The sequence below is a fragment of the Streptomyces virginiae genome (genome assembly GCF_040638905.1).
Classification (GTDB): domain Bacteria; phylum Actinomycetota; class Actinomycetes; order Streptomycetales; family Streptomycetaceae; genus Streptomyces; species Streptomyces virginiae_B.
Genome location: NZ_JBEZYV010000001.1, coordinates 87,265 through 107,990 on the forward strand (window position 1 = coordinate 87,265; position 20,726 = coordinate 107,990).

At 72.0% G+C, this 20,726-nt stretch carries 23 protein-coding genes; 14 read left to right on the forward strand and 9 right to left on the reverse strand.

Annotated features, from left to right (window positions below; all coding sequences use genetic code 11):
- Positions 1-40: 40 nt before the first annotated feature.
- The 4 genes from AB0F82_RS00495 to AB0F82_RS00510 all read left to right on the forward strand — a co-directional run bounded on the left by AB0F82_RS00495 (position 41) and on the right by AB0F82_RS00510 (position 2,785).
- Positions 41-550 carry a hypothetical protein gene (locus AB0F82_RS00495; protein ID WP_356811557.1) on the forward strand — a complete coding sequence of 170 codons (510 nt, stop codon included), beginning with the start codon at positions 41-43 and terminating at the stop codon, positions 548-550.
- A 315-nt stretch (positions 551-865) separates the two neighbouring features.
- Positions 866-1,417: a rhodanese-like domain-containing protein gene (locus tag AB0F82_RS00500; RefSeq protein ID WP_362622158.1), complete on the forward strand. Its 552-nt coding sequence runs from the start codon at positions 866-868 to the stop codon at positions 1,415-1,417.
- Between the two features lie 100 nt (positions 1,418-1,517).
- Positions 1,518-1,769, forward strand: coding sequence for an EF-hand domain-containing protein (locus AB0F82_RS00505; RefSeq protein ID WP_030652127.1), 252 nt, complete (start codon positions 1,518-1,520; stop codon positions 1,767-1,769).
- Between the two features lie 173 nt (positions 1,770-1,942).
- Complete coding sequence (locus AB0F82_RS00510) at positions 1,943-2,785, forward strand: class II glutamine amidotransferase (protein WP_356811555.1); 843 nt, start codon at positions 1,943-1,945, stop codon at positions 2,783-2,785.
- Here AB0F82_RS00510 and AB0F82_RS00515 read toward each other — a convergent pair.
- On the reverse strand, positions 2,766-3,902 hold the full coding sequence (locus AB0F82_RS00515) for a mechanosensitive ion channel family protein (protein WP_362622162.1): 1,137 nt from the start codon (positions 3,900-3,902) through the stop codon (positions 2,766-2,768). The two genes, AB0F82_RS00510 and AB0F82_RS00515, sit on opposite strands and share 20 nt — an antisense overlap.
- Positions 3,903-3,987: 85 nt before the next feature.
- Positions 3,988-4,908 carry a SigB/SigF/SigG family RNA polymerase sigma factor gene (locus AB0F82_RS00520; protein ID WP_436842019.1) on the reverse strand — a complete coding sequence of 307 codons (921 nt, stop codon included), beginning with the start codon at positions 4,906-4,908 and terminating at the stop codon, positions 3,988-3,990.
- 195 nt (positions 4,909-5,103) lie between these two features.
- On the opposite strand from AB0F82_RS00520, the gene AB0F82_RS00525 reads away from it, so the two are divergent.
- Positions 5,104-5,478 (forward strand): helix-turn-helix transcriptional regulator, encoded by a 375-nt coding sequence (locus AB0F82_RS00525; RefSeq protein WP_362622167.1) that lies wholly within the window; start codon positions 5,104-5,106, stop codon positions 5,476-5,478.
- A gap of 123 nt (positions 5,479-5,601) precedes the next feature.
- On the opposite strand, the gene AB0F82_RS00530 is transcribed toward AB0F82_RS00525, so the two are convergent.
- Entirely contained in the window at positions 5,602-5,796 is a 195-nt protein-coding gene (locus tag AB0F82_RS00530) for a hypothetical protein (protein WP_362622170.1), read from the reverse strand.
- Positions 5,797-5,977: 181 nt separating this feature from the next.
- On the reverse strand, positions 5,978-6,409 hold the full coding sequence (locus AB0F82_RS00535; RefSeq protein ID WP_362622173.1) for an SsgA family sporulation/cell division regulator: 432 nt from the start codon (positions 6,407-6,409) through the stop codon (positions 5,978-5,980).
- A 327-nt stretch (positions 6,410-6,736) separates the two neighbouring features.
- Between AB0F82_RS00535 and AB0F82_RS00540 the strand changes: the two genes are divergently transcribed.
- Positions 6,737-7,087 carry an SH3 domain-containing protein gene (locus AB0F82_RS00540; RefSeq protein ID WP_362622176.1) on the forward strand — a complete coding sequence of 117 codons (351 nt, stop codon included), beginning with the start codon at positions 6,737-6,739 and terminating at the stop codon, positions 7,085-7,087.
- A gap of 93 nt (positions 7,088-7,180) precedes the next feature.
- On the opposite strand, the gene AB0F82_RS00545 is transcribed toward AB0F82_RS00540, so the two are convergent.
- On the reverse strand, positions 7,181-7,474 hold the full coding sequence (locus tag AB0F82_RS00545) for a hypothetical protein (RefSeq protein WP_362622179.1): 294 nt from the start codon (positions 7,472-7,474) through the stop codon (positions 7,181-7,183).
- Complete coding sequence (locus AB0F82_RS00550; protein WP_362622182.1) at positions 7,474-7,749, reverse strand: hypothetical protein; 276 nt, start codon at positions 7,747-7,749, stop codon at positions 7,474-7,476. The genes AB0F82_RS00545 and AB0F82_RS00550 overlap by 1 nt, the downstream gene beginning before the upstream one ends.
- Before the next feature lie 142 nt (positions 7,750-7,891).
- Here AB0F82_RS00550 and AB0F82_RS00555 point away from each other — a divergent pair, with 142 nt between their 5' ends.
- From AB0F82_RS00555 to AB0F82_RS00570, 4 genes are all read left to right on the forward strand, one after another.
- Positions 7,892-8,134, forward strand: a complete 243-nt coding sequence (locus AB0F82_RS00555) for a hypothetical protein (RefSeq protein ID WP_362622183.1) — start codon at positions 7,892-7,894, stop codon at positions 8,132-8,134.
- Positions 8,135-8,187: 53 nt separating this feature from the next.
- Positions 8,188-10,494, forward strand: a complete 2,307-nt coding sequence (locus tag AB0F82_RS00560) for a heavy metal translocating P-type ATPase (protein WP_362623371.1) — start codon at positions 8,188-8,190, stop codon at positions 10,492-10,494.
- A gap of 50 nt (positions 10,495-10,544) precedes the next feature.
- Positions 10,545-11,078, forward strand: coding sequence for a copper chaperone PCu(A)C (locus tag AB0F82_RS00565; RefSeq protein WP_362622186.1), 534 nt, complete (start codon positions 10,545-10,547; stop codon positions 11,076-11,078).
- Between the two features lie 249 nt (positions 11,079-11,327).
- Complete coding sequence (locus AB0F82_RS00570) at positions 11,328-11,594, forward strand: DUF6296 family protein (RefSeq protein WP_356811547.1); 267 nt, start codon at positions 11,328-11,330, stop codon at positions 11,592-11,594.
- A 128-nt stretch (positions 11,595-11,722) separates the two neighbouring features.
- On the opposite strand, the gene AB0F82_RS00575 is transcribed toward AB0F82_RS00570, so the two are convergent.
- From AB0F82_RS00575 to AB0F82_RS00585, 3 genes are all read right to left on the reverse strand, one after another.
- Complete coding sequence (locus AB0F82_RS00575; RefSeq protein ID WP_362622189.1) at positions 11,723-12,127, reverse strand: ATP-binding protein; 405 nt, start codon at positions 12,125-12,127, stop codon at positions 11,723-11,725.
- A 162-nt stretch (positions 12,128-12,289) separates the two neighbouring features.
- The gene (locus tag AB0F82_RS00580) at positions 12,290-13,768 is read right to left on the reverse strand and encodes an MFS transporter (RefSeq protein ID WP_362622191.1); all 1,479 of its coding nucleotides are present in this window, start codon (positions 13,766-13,768) and stop codon (positions 12,290-12,292) included.
- A gap of 59 nt (positions 13,769-13,827) precedes the next feature.
- Positions 13,828-14,577, reverse strand: a complete 750-nt coding sequence (locus AB0F82_RS00585; protein WP_356811544.1) for a hypothetical protein — start codon at positions 14,575-14,577, stop codon at positions 13,828-13,830.
- Between the two features lie 186 nt (positions 14,578-14,763).
- Between AB0F82_RS00585 and AB0F82_RS00590 the strand changes: the two genes are divergently transcribed.
- The 4 genes from AB0F82_RS00590 (at position 14,764) to AB0F82_RS00605 (ending at position 20,582) form a co-directional block, all read left to right on the forward strand.
- Complete coding sequence (locus AB0F82_RS00590; RefSeq protein WP_362622194.1) at positions 14,764-16,377, forward strand: phospholipase A2; 1,614 nt, start codon at positions 14,764-14,766, stop codon at positions 16,375-16,377.
- Between the two features lie 112 nt (positions 16,378-16,489).
- Positions 16,490-18,907, forward strand: coding sequence for a proprotein convertase P-domain-containing protein (locus tag AB0F82_RS00595; protein WP_362622197.1), 2,418 nt, complete (start codon positions 16,490-16,492; stop codon positions 18,905-18,907).
- Between the two features lie 108 nt (positions 18,908-19,015).
- Positions 19,016-19,534: a hypothetical protein gene (locus AB0F82_RS00600; protein ID WP_356811541.1), complete on the forward strand. Its 519-nt coding sequence runs from the start codon at positions 19,016-19,018 to the stop codon at positions 19,532-19,534.
- Between the two features lie 58 nt (positions 19,535-19,592).
- Entirely contained in the window at positions 19,593-20,582 is a 990-nt protein-coding gene (locus tag AB0F82_RS00605) for a hypothetical protein (protein WP_362622200.1), read from the forward strand.
- The last annotated feature ends 144 nt before the right edge of the window (positions 20,583-20,726 follow it).

The window sequence follows — 20,726 nt, forward strand, 5'->3', positions numbered from 1 at the left end:
CCGGGGCTTTGACTGGGGGGCCCGGAACATCCTTGGAGGCGTGGTGGCGACGGTCGCGTGGATGCGTGGTGCGGCAGGCGTGGTACTGGCGGCGGTGGCGCTCGGCGCCGCGGGCTGTTCGGGCGGCGACGGCGACCCGGCCGGGACCGTCTCCAGTGCCGCGTCCGCGGTGAAGTCGGCCGGAGAGGCCGTCTCGTCGGCCGCCTCCGAGGCCGCGAAGTCCGCCGAGTCCGCGGCCGCCGTCGCGAAGGACAAGCTCGCCGAGGTCAAGGGCGGGGTGGACGCCAAGGACCAGGTGTCCCTGGGCGCCGTGGCCGGCGACGCGGACGGCTACACGACGGTCCCCGTGACCGTGCGCAACACCGACGACGCCACCAAGTCCTTCGCGGTGCAGGTCGAGTTCAAGGATGAGAGCGGCCATGTCGTCGACACCGTGGTGGTGACGGTCTCCGATGTCGCCGGGAAGGGCACGGGCCAGGGCACGGCCCGCAGCACGCACAAGCTGACCGGCACGGTGTCGGCTCAGACCGCCACGGCCCTGCGCTACTGAACTCCGGCGGGCACCCCGGGCCGACGGGCCGTCCCCGCGGCCGGCCGCGGGGACGGGTGCAGCCGGGCATGGTCGAGCGGCGCTGATTCCCCGCTGTAGCGGCTGGTGAGCACGAACGGGCAAGGGCCCGCCCGGGCGCCGGCTGTTTCCGGAACATGGCAGTCGTGTGGCAGGGCCGCCGGGATCCGGCCGGGCCGCCCCGCGGGGGCCTACCATCCCCGGCATGGCTCCGGTGCCGCGGGCCGTACCGCACCCCGTGCGGCGCGCGGCGCCGGACCTCCCCTCCGTTCCCCCGCGCCAAGGACCAGGTCCGCCATGAGAGTCCCCACCTCGCTCGACGTCGAGCAGGCGCACCCACGGCTGCGCGCACTGACCGTCGTCGACGTCCGCACACCGGGCGAGTTCGCGTCCGGCCACCTCCCGGCCGCCGTCAACGTCCCCCTCGACCGGCTCGTACGGAGCCTGCCGGAACTGCGGCGGGCCGCCGAACGCCGCCCCCTGCTGATCGTGTGCGCCTCCGAAGCCCGCTCGGCCGACGCCGTCGCGACCCTCGCCCCGCACGGCATCCCCGCAACTGGTCTCACGGGCGGTACGCAGGCCTGGGCGGCCGGCGGCCACGCCCTGGAGTACCCCGGCGGTGCCCGGTCGCGGGCCGTGTGGGCGATGGAACGCCAGGTCCGCGGCGCGGCGGGTGCCCTCGTGCTGGCCGGTCTGCTCCTCGGGCTGCTCCTCCACCCGGCCTTCTCGCTGCTGTCCGCGGCGATCGGCGGCGGACTGGTCTTCTCCGCGCTCACCGGCACTTGCGGGATGGCGGTTCTACTGGGCCGGCTGCCGTTCAACCGGAGGGGCGCCGAGGTCCGTCCCTGAGGTCCGGCCCCGGCCGCGGCAACCTCACGGGGCCGCAGCGCGTCCTTGGGTACAGGACCCGCCGGCCGAGACGGCGCGTGCACCGCTGAGAGGACATGTGATGAGTGAGAAGGCCCGGCGGTTGTTCGACGCCCTCGACCTCGACCAGGACGGCACCCTGACACGGGCCGAGGTCATCGGTGCCCTGCGCTCGAAGGGTCCGACCCTCGCCGCGCAGGGAGCGATCCCGTTCTGGGGCGTGGGGGACACCGAGGAGTCCTCGGCCCTCTTCGACGCCGCCGACCAGAACGGCGACCGCGTGCTGAGCTTCGAGGAGTTCGCGGCCGTCGTCGACCGCCGCTTCGGCTGGTAGCCGCCGGGCCGTCCGGCGCGCTGCGCCCTGTGTGCGGTCGTCCCGCGTGCGGCCGCCGCCGGGCGGCGGGAGAATGGCGCGTGGGCGGCGGGGCGCCCACGCGGGCGGTTACGGCCCCGGCCGGTCCGCGGCACGACCAACCCGGACGGGGCGGACGAGTCAGGTGATCGCACATGTGCCGGTGGCTGGCGTATTCGGGAACCCCTGTGCTGCTCGACACCATCCTGTACAAACCCGCCCACTCGCTGATCGACCAGAGCCTCCACTCGAAGCTGGGCGTGGAGACGACCAACGGTGACGGTTTCGGCATCGGGTGGTATCCGGACGGCGGCAGCGGCGACGGCACGCCCGCCCTGATGCGGGACGTCGGTCCCGCATGGAACAACCGCAACCTGCGGGAGCTGTCGGACCATGTCACCTCCCCCGTGTTCTTCGCCCACATCCGGGCGTCGACGGGCACGGCGGTGCAGCAGACGAACTGTCACCCGTTCCGGCACGGCCGCTGGATGTGGATGCACAACGGAGCCATCGCCGGCTTCCACGCGATGCGGCGGGACCTCGCCCTGCTCGTCGATCCCGCGCTGTTCGGGGATATCGAGGGCACGACGGACTCGGAGGTCATGTTCTACCTGGCGCTCACCTTCGGCCTGGAGGAGGACCCTCCGGGCGCCGTCGCCAGAATGGTGGGGGTGGTGGAACGCGTCGGCCACGAGCACGGCGTGGAGTACCCGATGCAGATGACGGTGGCCGTCACCGACGGGGCCGCAGTGTGGGCCTTCCGCTACTCCAGCCAGGGCGCCTCGCGGTCGCTCTTCTACAGCAGCCGGGTGGACACGCTGCGCAGGCTGCACCCCGACGTGCGCTTCCTCCAGGACGTGTCCGACGAGACACGCCTGGTGGTGTCCGAGCCCCTCGGGAATCTGCCGGGGGCGTGGAACGAAGTGCCGGAGAGCAGTTACGGCGTCGTGCAGCCGGGTGCGGACGGGCTGTACCCCTTTACCCCGCTGGCCGCCTGACGTCGGCACGGGCCTCGGTACGCCCTTCCGCGAGCGCTCCCATGCCCGCACCCACACCCGCTCCCGCTCCGGCTTCCGGCGAGGGCACGGCGGTGGACGTGGCGACGCGGGGCAGGGCGTACGGGTGCTTCTCGGCCAGCCAGCCGACCAGTTGCTCACGCACCTCGCAACGCGCGGTCCACAGCCGGTCCGCGTCCTGGGCGGTGACGATCGCCCGGACCACGATGGTGGTGGGGGTGGTGTCGGTGACGGAGAGGTCCCAGCCGCGGCCGTCCCACGCCTCGCAGCCGTCCAGGATTTCCTTCAGCTTCTCGCGCATGAGGGAGACGGGGGCGGTGTGGTCGCAGTGGAGGAAGACCGTGCCGGTCATCTGGACACCGCCGCGCGACCAGTTCTCGAAGGGCCGCGAGGTGAAGTACGAGACGGGCATGGTGATCCGGCGCTCGTCCCAGGTGCGCACGGCGATCAGGGTGAGCGTCACCTCCTCGACCACGCCCCACTCACCGTCGACGACGACCGTGTCGCCGATGCGCACCATGTCGCCGAAGGCGATCTGGAAGCCGGCGAAGAGGTTGCCGAGGGTCGACTGGGCGGCCACGCCCGCGACGATGCCGATGATGCCGGCCGAGGCCAGTACGGACGTGCCGACGGCCCGGAAGGCGGGGAAGGTGAGCAGCATCGCGGCCGCCGCGACCACGGCGACGACGGCGGTGACGAACCTTCTGATGAGCGTCACCTGGGTGCGGACCCGGCGCACGCGGGAGGGGTCGCGGGTACCCAACGCGTAGTGGGCGTAGGAGGATTCCACGATGGCGGAGGCGATGCCGACGACGCACCAGGCGCCCGCGCCGATGAGTACGAGCGTCAGGGTCCGGCCCACGGCGGCCTCGTGCTCGCGCAGCGGCTGCCATTCGATCTGGCGGTACGCCCCGCGCAGCACCGCCGTGAACAGCAGCACCCGCACCGACGGCCCGCAGCGGCGCAGCATGTTCCACAGTGGTGTCTCGGGGTGGCGGGCGTCCGCCCGCCGTAGCAGAAGGTCGGTGAGGCGGCCCACGAAGAGGGTGAGCACGACGGAGCCGCCGAGGACGGCCAGCAGTCGGACGAAGCTGTTCATGACTCCCCGGTGTCAGGTCTCGGGAACGGGTCGGGGCGGTCGGGCGCCGACGGGCGCCCGACCGCCTGAGGTCCTCGGACCGCGGTCAGTCGTGCAGCATCTCCTCGCGCAGGGTCTCCAGCGTGCGGGCGAGCAGGCGGGAGACGTGCATCTGGGAGAGGCCGACCTCCTCGCCGATCTCCGCCTGGGTCATCTCCTGGCCGAAACGGAGCTCCAGGATGCGGGTGCTGCGTTCGTCCAGGCCGGCGAGCAGGGGTGCCAGGGCCTGGCGGTCCTCGACGGCCTCCAGGGCGGGGTCGAGGTCGCCGACGGTCTCGGCCAGGGAGCGGGCGGGCTGTCCGCCCGCGGGGGCCCCGGTGCCGCCGGCTTCGGTCTGGGGCGCGTCGAGGGACTGCGTGGAGTAGGCGTTGGCGGCCACCAGGCCCTCGCGGACCTCGTCCTCGGTGAGGCCCAAGTGGGCAGCGAGTTCCGCCGGGGTGGGCGCGTGGTCCGTCTCGGAGGTCAGCTCCTCCGTGGCCTTCGCGAGCAGCAGGCGCTGCTCCTGGAATCGGCGCGGGACGCGCACGGCCCAGGTGGTGTCGCGGAAGTGGCGCTTGATCTCACCTGTGATGTAGGGCACGGCGAGGGTGGTGAACTGGGTGTTGCGCTCGGGGTCGTAGCGGTCGATGGCCTTGATGAGGCCGATGATGCCGACCTGGACGATGTCCTCGTTCTCGGGGCCGCCGGGACGGTCGCGGAACGGGCGGGCGGCGAAGTTCACCAGTGAGATGTTCATCTCGATCAGGGTGCTGCGCACGTACTGGTACTCACGGGTGCCCTCTTCGAGGCTCCGCAGCCGCTCGAAGAACACCCGGGTCAGCTGCCGGGCGTCGACGGTCGACAGTTCCCGCGGGCAGGGCACCTCGGGCAGCCCGCTCAGCGCGGGTCCCGCTGCGGCGCCACCGGCGGGGGTGGTGGCCGTCGTGGCGGGCGTCGTCGAGGTGGTGGCCTCGGTCGTGGCCGTCATGGTCATCGTCTTCGCTCCTTGGGCACAGGTGCTTGCGGCGCGTTGTGCGATCTCTCGGTCGCTCGTTGCTCGGTCGCTGCGGAAGTCCCCTTCCGCTTCCCTGCACCCTGCCGGGGCCTCGGACACACGTCAAGTTATACCGGAAAGACTTTTCTGGATTTGCTTTTCGCGAGTCATCCCTACGAGAATGTCGGGGTGGAGAACGAGCACACGAGTCGCCGGAACCACTGGACCTTTCTGACGAACCACGCCCGGGTCCTGATCGCCATCGCGCGCGACCCGGGGATCCGGCTGCGCGACATCGCGGCGGGCTGCGACCTGACCGAGCGCACCGTTCAGGCGATCGTCACGGACCTGGAGACGGACGGGTACCTCACCCGGACCCGGGACGGACGGCGCAACCGCTACGCCATCGCGCCCGGCGCGCGCTTCCGCCACCCGGCGGAGGCCGGCCGTGAGATCGCCGGCCTCCTGGCCTACCTGGCGGGGCCCCTGGGCGCCCCGACGGGGCCGCCCGGCCCCAAGGCCGCGGACGGCGTCCACAACGACAGGGCCCTTCCCCTGCTGTGACGCGTGCAGCTGTGATGCCTGCCGCGGTGACGCACCCTGTGTTCGTGAGCCGCGCCTACCGGGCCACCTTGCAGGCGGTCACCGCGGTGCCGTTCGTCACACCGCCGCCCTCGGTCAGGGCCGTCACACACCCCCCTGGTCACCGCTCTGCCCGGTGGAGCACGCCGCCCTGACGTAGGACGGGACCTCGCCGCCCTGCAGCTCCCGCTCGACCTGGTTGATGCAGGCCGTGGCGTCCGCGTGCGCGGCGGGGGCCGTGCCGCCGAGTGCGAGGGTCAGGCCGGTGAGGACACCTGCGACACGTGTCGACGTACGCATGGAACACACCTGCTCTCAGGGTTCGTCGTGCGGCCCGGCGCCCACACGCCTGCCGGATCCGCAGCGAACGCGCCCCGAGCGCCCCCGAGCGCCGGCTGCCGGGCGTACGGCCACCGGGCCGGCTCGGCCGGATCTCTTCCCCTCCTTCGACGCTGGAGCAGCCGCCTGCCGCACGCACCCGCTAGTGGTCCGCGAGCAGGCCTTCGAAGAACTCCCAGTCCAGGCGCTGTGCTTCGGCACCGGCCGGAACCGCCGCCCACGTCTTCTCCAGCCAGGACTCCAGTTGCGCCCGGTCCAGCACGAAGAGGGCGTACGGGGGCGCCGTACCCAGCCGCAGGAGGACCTGTCCCGCACGGCCGGGTCCGGCGGACGGCCGGACCCGCACCTCCCCCGTTCCCGCCAGGGTGCGCAGGCCCCTGGCCAGGAGGTCTCGGCCGATCAGCCACGTCACGTCGTGGGCCCCCACGGGATGGAAGGTGACCTCGACCCCCAGCGGCTCTGCGGACGACCACTGGAACGTGGCCCGGAGGGGGAACCGCAGCCGGGTCCTGACCTGGTGGATCTCGGTGGTCCAGGTCAGGTTCTGCTCGGGGACGCGAGGCCGGTGGTCCATGATGACTCGTCTCTGCAGGAGGGCGACGGGCGGCAGGGGGCCGGGGTCGCACCGTCCGGCCGGAACGGCACGACGACACGACGGCACGACGACACCGAGTGCCATGGCTCGCGTCTGCTCGTTCGCCCGCGTCCGAAACAGCGGGATCCGGACATGCCCCCGAACAGGGGTACGGCTCGACGGTGCGCGGGCCATCGGGGGGAACCGCGGACGTGTCGGGCCCCGGAGTCTCCCTGTCCGCGCGGATAGTCGTGACGGGCACTCTCGAGCGTCCGCGGTCCGCCGCGGCATGCCCGCGCCGATGTTTTTCGCAGAAGAGGGCCGAAAATGAACAAGTCCGTATTGATGTGCGCGCTGGCCGCAGGCCTGGCGCTCGGCCCGCTGGGCGGCGCCGGGTGGGCCGCCCAGCAGCACGGGGCCGCGCCGGCCGCCGCCGCGCCCCGGGCCGCGTACCCGGTGGGTGAGGTGGTCTCGGACGCGCCCCTCCACGTACGCGAGAGGGCGACGGTGTACTCCCCCGTCGTCAAGTCGCTCCGCCCCGGTCAGCGGGTACTCCTCCACTGCCAGAAGCGCGGCGGCTGGGTGGACGGCAACCCCGTCTGGTACCGCCTCCAGGGCTCCAAGGGCTGGGTCTCGGCCCGCTTCGTCCACGACCACCAGCCGGTCCGCGCCTGCTGACGGTCCGCCGGCGCACTGCGGACCCCAGAGGGTGTCTCGCCGGTCACCCCTGATGCACGCCTCATGCGCACCTGGCCGACAAGGCACCCTCCTTCACCTCCGCGGGCCTCCCGGCCTCCCGGCCTCCCGGCAGTCGACATACGTCGCCACCACCTCGATGTCGCCGGTGCGCGAGGTCGACCCGCCGCGGGTCGTCGCCCAGTACGTCGAGGTCGGCGCGCTTGCCCGGGGGGTGAGGCCGCCCGCGCTGTCCTCCCAGCGGCAGGCGTGGGCGCCCGCGGACAGCCGGTCGCCGCCGAAGCCGGTGCGCAGGCCGAGATCGGGGGGCTTGGGGATGCCGTCGGCCTCGTGCGCGCCGACCGGACGCAGCCGGTCGGCGGGGACCATCAGCTGACCCGCGGCGGCAACAGCCCGTTTTCACGCGCGCGTTGGTAGGCGCCGAGTGCGACCGGAGTGTGCCCGAAGAGGGCGCCGCCGATGCCCGCCTCGGCGCAGGCGGCGATGCCCTCGGCCGGGCAGGTGCGGGCGGCGCGCCGGATGGGTTCGGCCAACTCCTCCTCGGGCCAGGGCAGTCGTAGCGCCCGGGCGGCGCCCATGGCGCCCTCGGCGAGAAAGCCGTTGCCGCTGGGACGCGCCCTGGCCGTCGCCGAGGACAGCAGCACCTTCGTCCCCTACCCCGGGAGAGCTGACCGGCCGGAAACCGGCGGGACCCAACGGGAACCAGGCCGCGACGGCATCCGACCACCTGCGCGGAACTGGCGGGGCGGTGGCTCCGTGAGCGAATCCTCGGATCAGGGAATGTCGATGGCCGATGAACAGCAGTCCGCAGTCCAGGCACCCGCGTCCACGGGGCGGTGGGGCCCTCCCCCGGCGCTGACCGGCTTCGTGGTGCTGCTCCTGGCGATGTTCGCCCTCGCGTACGGGGTCGGTTCCGCGGCCGGGCCGGTGGCGCCCGGCATGCGGAGCACCGTGGGCGACGCCGGTTCCTCCGGGCGGTCCGGTCCCGGCGGCGGGAACATGGGCGGTCACCTCGGCGGTGACCGGTGACGGCGGAGGGGAGCACGGTCGCCGGGGTGACCACCGACCTCGTCGTCCGAGGCATGACCTGTGCGGCGTGCGTGAACCGCGTGGAGAAGCGGCTGGCCCGCATCGACGGGGTGACGGCCGCGGTCAACCTGGCCACGGGCCGGGCGCGCGTGCACCACCCGGCGGACGTCCCGCCCGCAGACCTCTTGGCGGCGGTCGAACGGGCCGGATACGGGGCGGAGTTGGTGCCGCCGCCCGCGCCACGGGCCGCGCCGGGGACCGCAACCGGTCCGGACGGTCCGAGCGGCCGGAGCGCTCCGCCCGGTCCGGATGATCCCGACGACCCGGACGACCCCGCCGGTCCGACACGGGAGGAGGCACGCAAGGACCGCGAACGCCTGCTGATCACCGCCCTGCTCTGTCTGCCGGTCCTCGTCCTGTCGATGGTTCCCGCCCTGCAGTTCCGCAACTGGCAGTGGCTGTGCCTCGTACTGGCCGCCCCCGTGGCGGTCTGGAGCGCCCTGCCGTTCCACCTCAGGGCGGCCCGCGGACTGCGGCACTCGGCGGCCACCATGGACACCCTCGTCTCGCTCGGCGTCATCGCGTCCTTCGCATGGTCCCTGTACGCGCTGTTCCTCGGCGGCGCGGGCGATCCCGGCATGCGGATGCCGTTCAGCCTCCTGCCCTCGGCCGGAACCGAAACCGAAACCGCGCACGTCTACCTGGAGGCGGCGGTCGCCGTCCCGCTCTTCGTGCTCACCGGCCGCCATCTGGAGGCGCGTGCCCGGCGCGGCACGGGTGCGGCACTGCGCTCCCTCGCCGGGCTGGCCGCCAAGGACGTGACGGTGAGCGAGGGCGGCAGGGAGCGCCGAATGCCCATAGAGGAGCTCGTACCGGGACAGGGATTCGTCGTCCGGCCCGGGGAACGGGTCGCGACCGACGGCGTCGTGGTCTCGGGCAGCTCGGCCCTGGACCTGTCGCTGATCAACGGGGAGAGCGATCCCGTCGAGGTGGGCCCCGGCCGGGCGGTGGTGGGCGGCGCGGTCAACATGGGCGGCCTGCTCCTCGTACGGGCCACGGCGGTCGGCGCCGACACCCGCCTGGCCCGGATCACGCACCTGGTCACGGAGGCCCAGGCGGGCAAGGCGCGGGCCCAGCGCCTGGCCGACAGGGTGGCGGGCGTCTTCGTCCCCGCCGTGCTCTCCCTGGCCGTCACCGTGCTCGGCTTCTGGCTCGGCGCCGGAGCCGACCCCCAGGCGGCCGTCACCGCGGCCGTCGCGATCCTCGTCGTGGCCTGCCCGTGCGCTCTGGGCCTGGCCACCCCCACCGCCCTCATGGCCGCCACCGGCCGCGGCGCCCGCCTCGGCATCCTGGTCAGGGGGCCGCAGGCACTGGAGGCCCTGCGGCACGTCGACGTGATCGTCCTGGACAAGACCGGCACCCTCACCACCGGCCACATGTCCGTCGTACGGGTCACGGGGACCGCCGGCGGGATCGGCCGGGAGGCCGCCCTCCGGCTGGCCGGGGCGGTCGAGCAGGGCTCCGAGCACCCGCTGGGCCGCGCGGTCGTCGCCTACGCGCAGCGCGTGGCGTCCGAGGGCCCGCTGCCGGCGGTCACCGGCTTCCTGGCCGTCCCCGGCAGCGGCGTCACCGGGATCGTGGAGGGCCGCCGGGTGGAGGTGCGCACGCCCGGCGAGGGCCTGCCCGCCTCCCTGGCACACGCGCTGGCCGAGGCTGAGGCCGCCGCGCTCACCCCGGTCCTGGTCCGGGTGGACGGCTTCGACGAGGCGCTCATCGCACTGGGCGACGTGCTGCGGTCCGGCAGCTACCGGGCGGTGGACCGGCTGCGGCGGCTCGGCGTGGAACCGGTCCTGGCCACCGGCGACCGGGAGGCCACCGCGCGGGCCGTCGCCCGGGAGCTCGGCATCACGCAGGTGCACGCCCACTGCACTCCGGAAGGCAAGGCGGCGCTCGTCCGGCAGCTGCGCGGCCATGGCCGCCGGGTGGCCGTGATCGGGGACGGGGTCAACGACGCGGCGGCCCTGGCGGAGGCGGATCTCGGCATCGCGATGGGCAGCGGCACGGACGTGGCCATCGGGGCCGCCGACGTGACCCTCGTACGGGGTGACATCGAAGCGGTCGCCGACTCGGTCCGCCTCGCCCGCCGCACCCTGGCGACGATCCGGCTCAACCTGGTCTGGGCGTTCGGCTACAACGCGGTGACCGTGCCGCTGGCGGCCGTGGGGCTGCTGGGCCCGATGCTCGCCGCCGCCGCGATGTCCGCCAGCTCGCTCCTCGTGGTGGCCAACAGCCTGCGCCTGCGCACCTGGCAGCCCGCGCCGCATCGCCTCGCCACCCCCGTACGGAAGGCACCCCGTTGATGCACCTCCTGCGCGTTGCGATCCGAACGGCCGGCCGGGCGGGGAACCGGATGGTGAAGGCGGTGGCCGAGGGCCGCCGGCCCAGCCGCCGGAGCCTGCGCGAAGGGCTGCTCGCCACGCTGGTACCCGTGATGGCCTGTCTGACGATGCTGGTGGGTCTGACGGCCTGGACCAAAGCGGGGGCCGCGGGCAGCCCGGCACGGATCGACGTCGGCGTGGGCCGGATCCTCCTCCCCGCTGCGGGCGAGGAGCGCACCACGGCCTTCTTCCGGATCGCCAACACCGGCGACTCCGACGACCAGTTGGTGGGGGTGACCTCGCCGGTCGCGGGCGAGATCACGCTGAACCGGCACGAGCGGGTCGGCGAAGGCGGCGAAGCCACGCGCACGGTCTCCTCCGCGAACATCCCGGCGGGTGACTTCCTGGTCATGACGCCCACCACCCTGGACCTGACGATCAAGGTCAAGACCCGTCGGCAGGTGGGCGACGCACTGCCGTTCGTGCTGCACTTCCGCCGCAGCGGACCGGTGGACGCGGTCGCGTTCGTGGTACGGCCCCGCGACTGGGGAGTGTCGTCGAAGTAGCGGCCCCGCCCTTCGGGCGGCCCACGCTACTTCGACGACACCAGGCGTGCCCTGTCGATCGGGCCGCGATCCCGGCACGATCGGAGGGACACCCCCGGGGGGTGCCCTCCCGCTCGCTCGTTCACCCGCCGGGACCAGTGCGGCGGGGGCGGCCGGCCAGGACAGAGCGGCGGACCGGGCTTAGCGTGGCAGGTGGAGAGTCGGCCACCGCCGGCGAACGGCAGACGTCATCACGGCAGGAGGTCGGCCATGAGTACGGCGCAACCTGAGGGCGCCCGGTCCCCGGACGGCGACGCGGAAACCTACGAGGTCGTCTTCGCGGCCGCGGACGGGGTCGGCGAAGACGTTGTCCGGATGACCCGCACCAGCGCGGCGGGACCGGGCGGGCACCCCGTCTACGAGGACGCCACCGGCATCGTCCGGGCGGAGATCAGCAGCGGCGGCGAGGTACGGGTGCTGGCGACGGGCGGAGGCCAGGAGCCGGCCCGCGTGCTGCGGGCCCGAGCGGTGACCTGACGCCGGCACCACCGCCCCGGCCTGGCCGGCAGGCCGGGCCCGCGCCCGTCCCGTACCCGGGAGGAGCAGGCCGGATGGGCGGAGCCTGCGCAGGGAGCAGCCCCGCCCGGCACCGGTGGGCGCGGACGTCAACGGGGGACGCGCACGTGGATCGTCTTCCCTCCCGCCGCATGGTGGCGGATCCCCACGTCGGTCCCCAGCCGGTTGACCAGGTGCCACCCCCAGCCCCCCTCGCCGCGCCGGTCGGGCCTCTTGGATTCCGGCTCGGCGTCGCTGGTGTCAGTGACCTCGATGTCGATCCCGTTCGACGCGAGACGGACCTCCAACAGGCAGCCCCCGCCCGTATGGCGGACGGCGTTGGTGACGAGTTCACTGATCAGCAGGAGCGCCGTGTCCACCGTCACCAGCGGGAGCGGCTGGTCATCGCTCGCCGCGGCCGCGGCCGCGGCGAGGTGGGCCCGGGCCGCACGCCGGGCCTGGGACGCTGCGTTCCGGCCGTGCAGGTCGAGGTGCAGTATCAGCTGGAGAGGCATGGAACCGCTCTCCTGGAACCGTAGAAAAAGATCGCATCCCGGCACGTGTCCGGTGTTGCGCTTCCTGTGTGCGCCTGCCCGCCCGTCCACCCTTCACGCGTCCGGCCTCCGTGCCCGTCCGCACACGTTCGGTGGCCGGCGCCACGGGCGGAGAGCGGTCCGTCAGCGGGCGGGTTCCGCCTCGGCGGCCCGGGCGGACAGCGGGGTGGCGATGTCCTCCAGGGAGCGGCCCTCGGCCGCGACCGCGTAGAAGACGGCGACGAGTCCGGCCGCCACCATCAGCCCGGCGCCGATGGAGAAGGCGAGGACCGCGTCGGAGACCACCCCGCTGGAGGTGAGCCCGGCGAAGATCAGCGGACCGGAGATGCCGCCGGCGGCGGTGCCGACGGCGTAGAAGAAGGCGATCGACATCGCCCGGGTCTCCATCGGGAAGATCTCGCTGACGGTCAGGTACGCGGAACTGGCCCCGGCGGACGCGAAGAAGAGCACCACGCACCAGCAGGCGGTCATGGTCACGGCGGTGAGCCGCCCCGCGCCGAAGAGCCAGGCGGTCGCGAACAACAGCACACCGGACAGGATGTAGGTGCCCGCGATCATCGGCCGTCGGCCGAGCGTGTCGAACAGGCGGCCCAGGAACAGCGGGCCGAGGAAGTTCCCGAAGGCCACGACGGCGAAGTAGTAGCCGGTCACGGAGCTGGAGACGTCGAAGAACGTGATCAGGATGGATCCGAAGCCGAAGGTGATGGCGTTGTAGAGGAAGGCCTGCCCGACGAAGAGCGAGAGGCCGAGGACGGCCCGGCGCGGGTAGGTGCGGAACACCGTCTTCGCGATCTCCCCGAAGCCGATGCTGCGCCGCACGGTGATGGTGATGGCCCGGTCGGGCTCGGGCAGTGGCCGTCCCGTCTCCTCCTCCACCCGGCGTTCGACGTCCGCGACCAGGTCCTCCGCCTCCTGCGTCCGGCCGTGGATGAACAACCAGCGCGGGCTCTCCGGTACGTGGCGCCGTACGAGCAGGATGACCAGGCCCAGGACGACCCCGAGGGCGAAGGTCAGCCGCCAGCCCACCGACGGTGCGAAGACGTCGGTGTTGAGGGCGACCACCGACAGCAGGGCCCCGGCCACGGCGCCGAGCCAGAAGCTGCCGTTGATGATCAGGTCGACGCGGCCGCGGTACTTGCTGGGGATGAGCTCGTCGATCGCCGAGTTGATGGCCGCGTACTCGCCCCCGATGCCGAAGCCGGTCAGGAAGCGGAAGAGGAAGAACCACCAGACGGAGAAGGAGAGGGCGGTCAGGGCCGTGGCCCCCAGATAGACGGCCAGCGTGATCAGGAAGAGCTTCTTGCGGCCGAAGAGGTCGGTGAGCCGCCCGAAGAACAGTGCCCCCGAGCACGCGCCCGCCACGTACAGCGCGGCCGCGAGACCGGTGACCTGCGCGTCGGTGATGGGCAGTCCGCTGCCGTCCTCGGAGAGGCGGCCGGCGATGCTGCCGACGACGGTGACTTCCAAACCGTCCAGGATCCAGACGGTGCCGAGCCCGATCACGATCATCCAGTGCCACCGCGACCAGGGCAGCCGGTCCAGTCGGGCGGGCACCTTCGTGGTGACGGTTTCCATGGTCGTCGACCCTCCTGTCCCGGACATGCCGCGCGTCTGCCCCTGTCGATCAGGAGCAAACGGGGTCAAGAGGCGGGCGCGTGGGGTCAGGAGGCGGGCGCGTCCGGGCCCGGGCCGCGGGTCACGTCGGCCACCTTCACGTCCTCAGTCTCCGGGGCGCCGAACGCCTCGGCGACGACCCCGCTGCCGCCGGCGGTGACCTCCAGGGCCACGTGGCCGCCCATCACGCGCAGGTCGACCCTGACCCGGGGCGCGCCCGCGCGGTCCGGCATCCGGTGGATCCGCGAGAGGGGGTAGTCGAGTCCCGTCAACTGCTTCTGCATCGCCTCGTAGCCGGTCGGCTTCGCGCCCTTGAAGGCGTCGCCGACCCGCTTCACGTGCTCGGCCCCGACGCACTTCTCGGTACCGGTCAGCGGTACTTCCCGGGCCGGCGCGGGCGAGGCCGAGCCGCCGGCCGGCTTCGACGGGGGCGCGGCATCGTCCAGCGGTACGGGGATGTCCCCGTCGGCGTTCGGGACGCCCGGCGGGGTCTGGCCCGGCCCGTACCTCGGCGTGGGTACGGCCTCCGCGCCCGGCAGGTCCTCCGGCTTCGGGACGCCGCCACCGCCCGTGCCGTTCGGGGCGTCCGGGCCGCAGCCCTGCGCGGTACGGCTCATCAGGGCGAGGAAGCGCACCTCCTGATCGCCGCCGGGCGACGACGGGTCACGCGGCTCGTCCCCCACCGTGCTGCCCGCGGAGGCCCGTTCGGGGGTGTCGTTCTGGGCGCCGCAGCCGGAAAGGACCATGCAGCCGAGCGCGGCCGCCAGTACGGGCTTGAAGAGAGACGTCGATCGCATGCAGGAATCATGCGCGACGCCGATCACCTCGTACATGAGTACTCGTACTCATCGTGATCGGGATCCAACAATCAACAAAACCGGGTGTTTTGATCGGCGCGGCAATGCTTTGCGGACAACAAAAGCCCTCCTTACGGTCCTGCTTGTCGATCACCGCCGGTCGACTTGATCGAGAGGGAAACACCCATGCGCAGAACTGCGCTCCCTGTCGTGGTCGCCGTGTCCCTGGCCCTGCTGCTCCCGCAGCAGATGGCCTCGGCCACCGAGCTGCCCACGCAGCCCCTCGCCCAGGGCGAGATCCAGAACATCGGCCCGGGCATGTACGTGTCCGAGAGCAACAGCTACCAGATCGCCGAGAACGACGTGCCCGCGGGCCTCATGGGCCGCTCCCACACGATCGTCGCCCAGGCCCAGGGCGTGTCGCAGGCCCAGGACGCCCCCGCCACCCGCTCCGACCTGGGCGTGTTCGGACCCAGCTGGGAGGCCGAGTTCCTCGGCGGGCAGCTCAACCGGAAGCTGACCACGGGCAATGGTGCGATCACCACGACGTACCTGGACACCAACGAGTCCACCCGCTACGACCTGACCGACTCGGTCGCCGGCCCCAACGGCGGCAGCGTCAACACGTACAAGTCGGCGGACGGCTCGACCGTGGTCGAGAGCATCACCTGGGACGACCTGCTCGGCACGCTGAAGACGACCGCCGTGGAGACCCTGAACGTCAACCTGACCACCGTCGAGTCCGGTGACCAGGCCCCGGTCGACCAGTCGGGCAACCCGATCCCCGCGGCCGACCTGAAGACCTCCTTCACGTGGAAGCAGGTCGGCGGCGGCGGCGACAACTGGCGCGTCACCGCGGTGGGAAGCAAGGCGTTCCAGCAGTCCACGGTCTCCTACGACTCCGTGGGCCGTGTCTCCGCCGTCAAGGAGCCTGCCCGCGGGGAGACCCCGGCGCAGTCCCTCAAGGTCAACTACGCCACCGCCACCACCGCTTCGGGCAGTGCCCTCGGTGACGTCAACGGCCAGGTGAAGGACATCACCCTCACCGTCGACCAGACCGTGCAGACGCTGGCCCGCTACTCCTACGACACCTCCGGCCTGCTGCGGAAGGTCACCAACCCGGCGGAGGGCAGCGAGCTCAACGCCTACACCTACGACGGCAGCGACCGCGTCGCCACCGCCACCTCCGACAACGGCGCCCGCTGGGAGCTGACCTTCTCCGGTAGCGCCGCCGCCCCGCAGGCGCAGGAGACCACCGGCACCGTCCCGGTCGCGGGCAGCGCGATGTCGGGTGCGCCCAGCATCGCCCAGGGTGAGGGCATCACCCCGGCCGCCTCGGACTTCAGCGGCTCGGAGATCACCGACCCGCAGGCGTACCCGCGTCACTGCTCCACCGCCGTGTCGTGGATGTGGTACCAGTACAGCGGCTGCGCCACGAAGGTCGCCCACTACGGCTGGAAGAACCCGTACTGGAAGCAGACGCCCACCAAGGCCTGGGTGATCGGCGTCAACGGCGACCACTGCACCAGCGCATCCGACAAGCCCGGAGGCTGGGACTTCCGTGCCGCCTGTGACTCGCACGACTACGGCTACGGCACCATCGGCAACAGCTACAAGGGCTACCGCTACTACCTGGACCGCAACAAGGGCATTTCAGTCGATGTCGCGTTCTACAACATCCTGTACAACAACACCTGCCCTGCCTACTTCTGGAAGGGTGCCTGCCGGTCGACCGCCTACACCTACTACACGGCCGTCTTCTACTTCGGACGCCCCAAGAACGGCGCCAACGCCACCTGATCCGTCAGCTGTCCCGGCCCCGTTGAACGCGAGGGGGCCCGGCAACGAGAAAGCCTCGCTGCCCGGCCCCCTTTTGCGCGCCCGAACACCCCTTCACGAGCTGGAGTAGTAAGTGAAAAGACCCGTATGGGCCTTGGTGACCGCCACCGCGGCGGCCCTGGTGCTCACCGCGATACCGGCGCCCGCCAACCCGCTCCTCGGCACCAGCCCGGCTTCCGCGGCGCCGACCGGCCCGGTCGACCCGCCGCTCCTCGACGAGACGGCGAGCGGCGGCACCGTCCGCGTCAACGTCGTCACCGACCAGCGCACGGACCTGGCCTCGGCGTCCGAGGCGGGCCAGACCCTCGTGTCCTACGACACCCTGCCGATGGTCACCCTCCGGGTGAACCGTGCGGGTCTTGACGCACTGAACTCCAAGCCCGGCGTCCTCAGCGTCACCGAGGACGTGCCGGTCCCGCCGACGCTGAACGAGTCCACCGTCAAGATCGGCAGCGACAAGGCCGCCACCGCCGGGAAGACCGGCGCCGGCACGGCCGTCGCGGTCCTCGACACCGGCGTCGCCACCAAGCACCCGTTCCTGTCGGGCCGCGTCAAGACGGAGGCCTGCTTCTCCGTCAACGACGAGAGCTACGGCGCCACCAGCCTCTGCCCGAACGGCAGCGCCGAGCAGGCGGGCCCGGGTAGCGCCGACGCCGAGGCCGGCGCCTGCGCCACCGTGGGCACGGCGTGCTCCCACGGAACGCACGTCGCCGGCATAGCCGCCGGCAACGGAGCCGGCATCAGCGGGGCGCCCACCCGCGGTGTCGCCCCCGGCGCGGACATCGTCGCCGTCCAGGTGTTCTCGAAGTTCGACTCCGACGAGTACTGCGGCGCCGGAGCCAGTCCGTGCGTGCTCAGCTTCACCAGCTCCCAGATCAAGGGACTGGAGAAGGTCCACGCGCTCAAGAAGGCCGGCACCAACATCGTCGCCGCCAACATGAGCCTGGGCGGCGGACGCTGGACGACGGCCTGCGCCGCCGACCCCCGCAAGCCGATCATCGACAGCCTGCTCACGGAGAACGTGGCCACCGTCGTCGCGGCGGGCAACAACGGCTACACCGACGCCGTCAGCGCCCCCGGCTGCGTGTCCTCCGCCGTCACCGTGGGCTCCACCACCGATGACGACCAGGTCTCCACCTTCAGCAACCGCGGCCCGCTGCTGGACCTGTTCGCGCCCGGCACCTCGATCGTCTCCTCCGTGCCCGGCAACACCTATGCCAGTAAGAACGGCACCTCGATGGCCGCCCCGCACGTGGCCGGCGCCCTCGCCGTGCTGAAGCAGACCTACCCCACCGAGGGCATCGACAGCCTGGTGTCGCTCCTCGCCACCAGCGCCGCCTCGGTCACCTACAGCGGTACGAGCACGCCCCGCATCGACCTCGGCAAGGCCGTCACGGCGATCGAGCCGAAGCCGGAGGCGGACAAGAAGCCCCGCTCCTTCCAGGTCGACAACGACCTCGACGTGAACATCCCCGACGCCCCCACCGGGGCGGGCACGCCCGGCACGCCGGCCGTCTCGCCGGTGACCGTCACCGAGTACCCCGGCAACGCACCGAAGAACCTCACCGCGTCCGTCAACATCACCCACGCCTACCGGGGCGACATCAAGCTGGAACTCCTCTCGCCCACTGGCAAGACGTACCTGCTCAAGAACGCCAGCGCCTCCGACGGCGCCGACAACATCATCGCGCAGTTCGCCGTGGACGCCTCCGACTCGCCCGCCAACGGCGAGTGGAAGCTGCGGATGACCGACACCGACGACGGTGACGCGGGCAAGCTGACCACCTGGTCGCTGATCTTCCCGACGCCGTTCGAGAAGACCACCAGCCAGGTCATCCCCGACACCGGCACCCTCTCCTCGACCATCAACGTCTCGGAGATCCCCGGCAACGCCTCCGGCCCGCTCCAGGTCTACACGAACCTCACCCACACCAAGATCGGTGACCTGCGGCTCGTCCTCACGAGCCCCGACAACCGGTCCTTCACCCTCAAGCCGTACGGCTCCGAGGCCGGCGGCACCCTCCAGACCACCTACGGAGTGGACGCCACCGACGCGACCGCGAACGGCACGTGGACGCTGAAGGTCACCGACTCGGCCGGTGGTTCCACCGGTGACCTCAAGGGCTGGTCGCTCGGGTTCCCGTCGTACGAGAACCAGACCGTGAAGGCGATCCCGGACAAGAACTACACGGAGATCTGGACCAAGGCCGACGGCCTGTCCGGCGTCGGATCCGACAAGCTCCAGGTGTTCGTGCACGTCGAGCACCAGGCCCTGTCCAACCTCAAGATCGACCTGATCGCCCCGGACGGCTCCTTCCACCTGCTCAAGGCGGCCGGTACGAGCGGCACGTCCACCGGGTCGGGCGTCTTCAAGAAGACCTACACGGTCAACGGGACCGACCTGCCCGTCAACGGCTGGTGGAAGCTCCGCGTCGACGACGTCATCACCGGCAACACCGGCACGGTCAACAACTTCGTCGTCAGGTTCTGAGCCGGCTTCCGGCACCCCGACGACCGACGGCGAACGGCGCGCCCTCCGCACCCGCGGGTGCGGGGCGCGCCGCCCCCGGCCCCGGACACACGAAAGGCTCCTCCGCTCATGAAGAAGACCTCCCGCGCACGCCTCGGCACCGCGCTCGCCACGGTCACGGCGGCCACGGCCCTGGTCGCGGCAACCGCCACCAGCGCGCACGCGGCCGAGCACAAGGTCACCTCGAACTGCGACGTGACGTGGATCAACTGCGCCAACGAGCCCCTGCTGATGCTCTTCTACAACTCGAAGGAGCTGGCCGTCAAAGACGGCTCCTACACCTCCAGCTGGGCCCAGTTCTACGGCAACGTCAGCGACTACACGGGGACCAGCCAGTACCAGGGCTCCACGCTCACCACCTTCCGGTACGTCTTCAACGGCAGCGGCACCGGGGCCTGGCAGTACATGAAGAACAACGCCGCCTCGGTGCAGAACTGCTCGGGCACCGACGCCTACCGCGTGTACTTCAACTCCGGCTACGGCGGCACCTCCCAGTACTTCCAGAAGCGGGAGCCCTACGGAAACTGCCCCTGGTCGAACCTGATCTCCGCGCTGAAGAACGAGAACGCCTCCCAGCACTTCGCCTGACCCGCTCGCCCCTCCCCCTTTCTCTCTCCCTCTCCCCCTCGAAAAGGAAGCCGAGACCGTGAAGTTCAACCAGCGCGCATCCGCCGCCGCGATCGTGGTGGTCGCGGCCACCAGCCTGCTGACCTCCTGCGCCGGCGGCGGCACGTCGTCCGTCACGTCGGCGGCGCCCGTGGCCGGGGACCGGCCCCTGGTCGACAAGGCCAAGTGGCCCAAGGCCACCCCGGAGCGCGGTCTGGCCCGGGGGCTGACGCTCCCGCTCGAGGCCTACATGCAGACCTTCGAGGAGACCGTCGTCCTCGACGGGGCCGTGCGCAAGCTCCAGGAGCGGTGCATGGCCGACTACGGCCTTCCGGTCCAGCTGCCGGTGGAGGGCACCAACCCGCCGCCCAGCGACAACGACGCGAACATGGAGCGGCGTTACGGTCTCACCGACCGGGAGACGGCGGCCGCCCACGGGTACGGCCTGCCCGACGAGACCGCCGAGCCGGTGCGACAGAAGGTCCCGGAGCTGGAGCCGGTGGAGTTCGAGGTGCTGACCGGCCGGAAGCTGCCCGCCGCCGCCGCGAAGGGTGCGCCGCAGCAGAGCCCCGAGCGCGCCCGCGACTCGTACAACGGCAAGAAGCTCCACGAGGGCGGTTGCACGAACTGGGCGGCCCGGCAGATCGAGAAGCCCACGCAGGACGACCTGACGTTCGTCGCCGAGCTGAACGGGAACTCCTTCACCGAGTCGATGAAGCTGCCGGCCGTCACGAAGGCCCTGGGCGAGTGGTCGCAGTGCATGGACGGCAAGGGCCACAAGGGCCTCGCCACCCCCTTCGACGCGGCCGACCGGGTGCCCCACGTGCAGGGCCGGCCCTCCCCGGAGGAGGTCGCCATCGCCGTCGCCGAGGTCGACTGCAAGACGCAGACCGGTCTGGTCGACGTGTGGTTCAAGGAGGAGTCCAGGCTCCAGAGCGCGCTCATCGCCCAGCACCTCGGCACGCTGGACCCGATCCGGTCCCGCAACGGCGCCGCGGTGAACGCCGCCGGCAGCAAGGCCGGCCGCTGACCGCCCCCGTCCGCCCGGGCGCCGGCTCACGTGGAATGGGACACGATCTGGGTGACGACCCACACGGCCCACGCCACCATCTTCTCCGCCGCCGTCCTGCCCGGGGCGCGGGACCAGGCGGCCGGACCGACCGTGCCCACCATC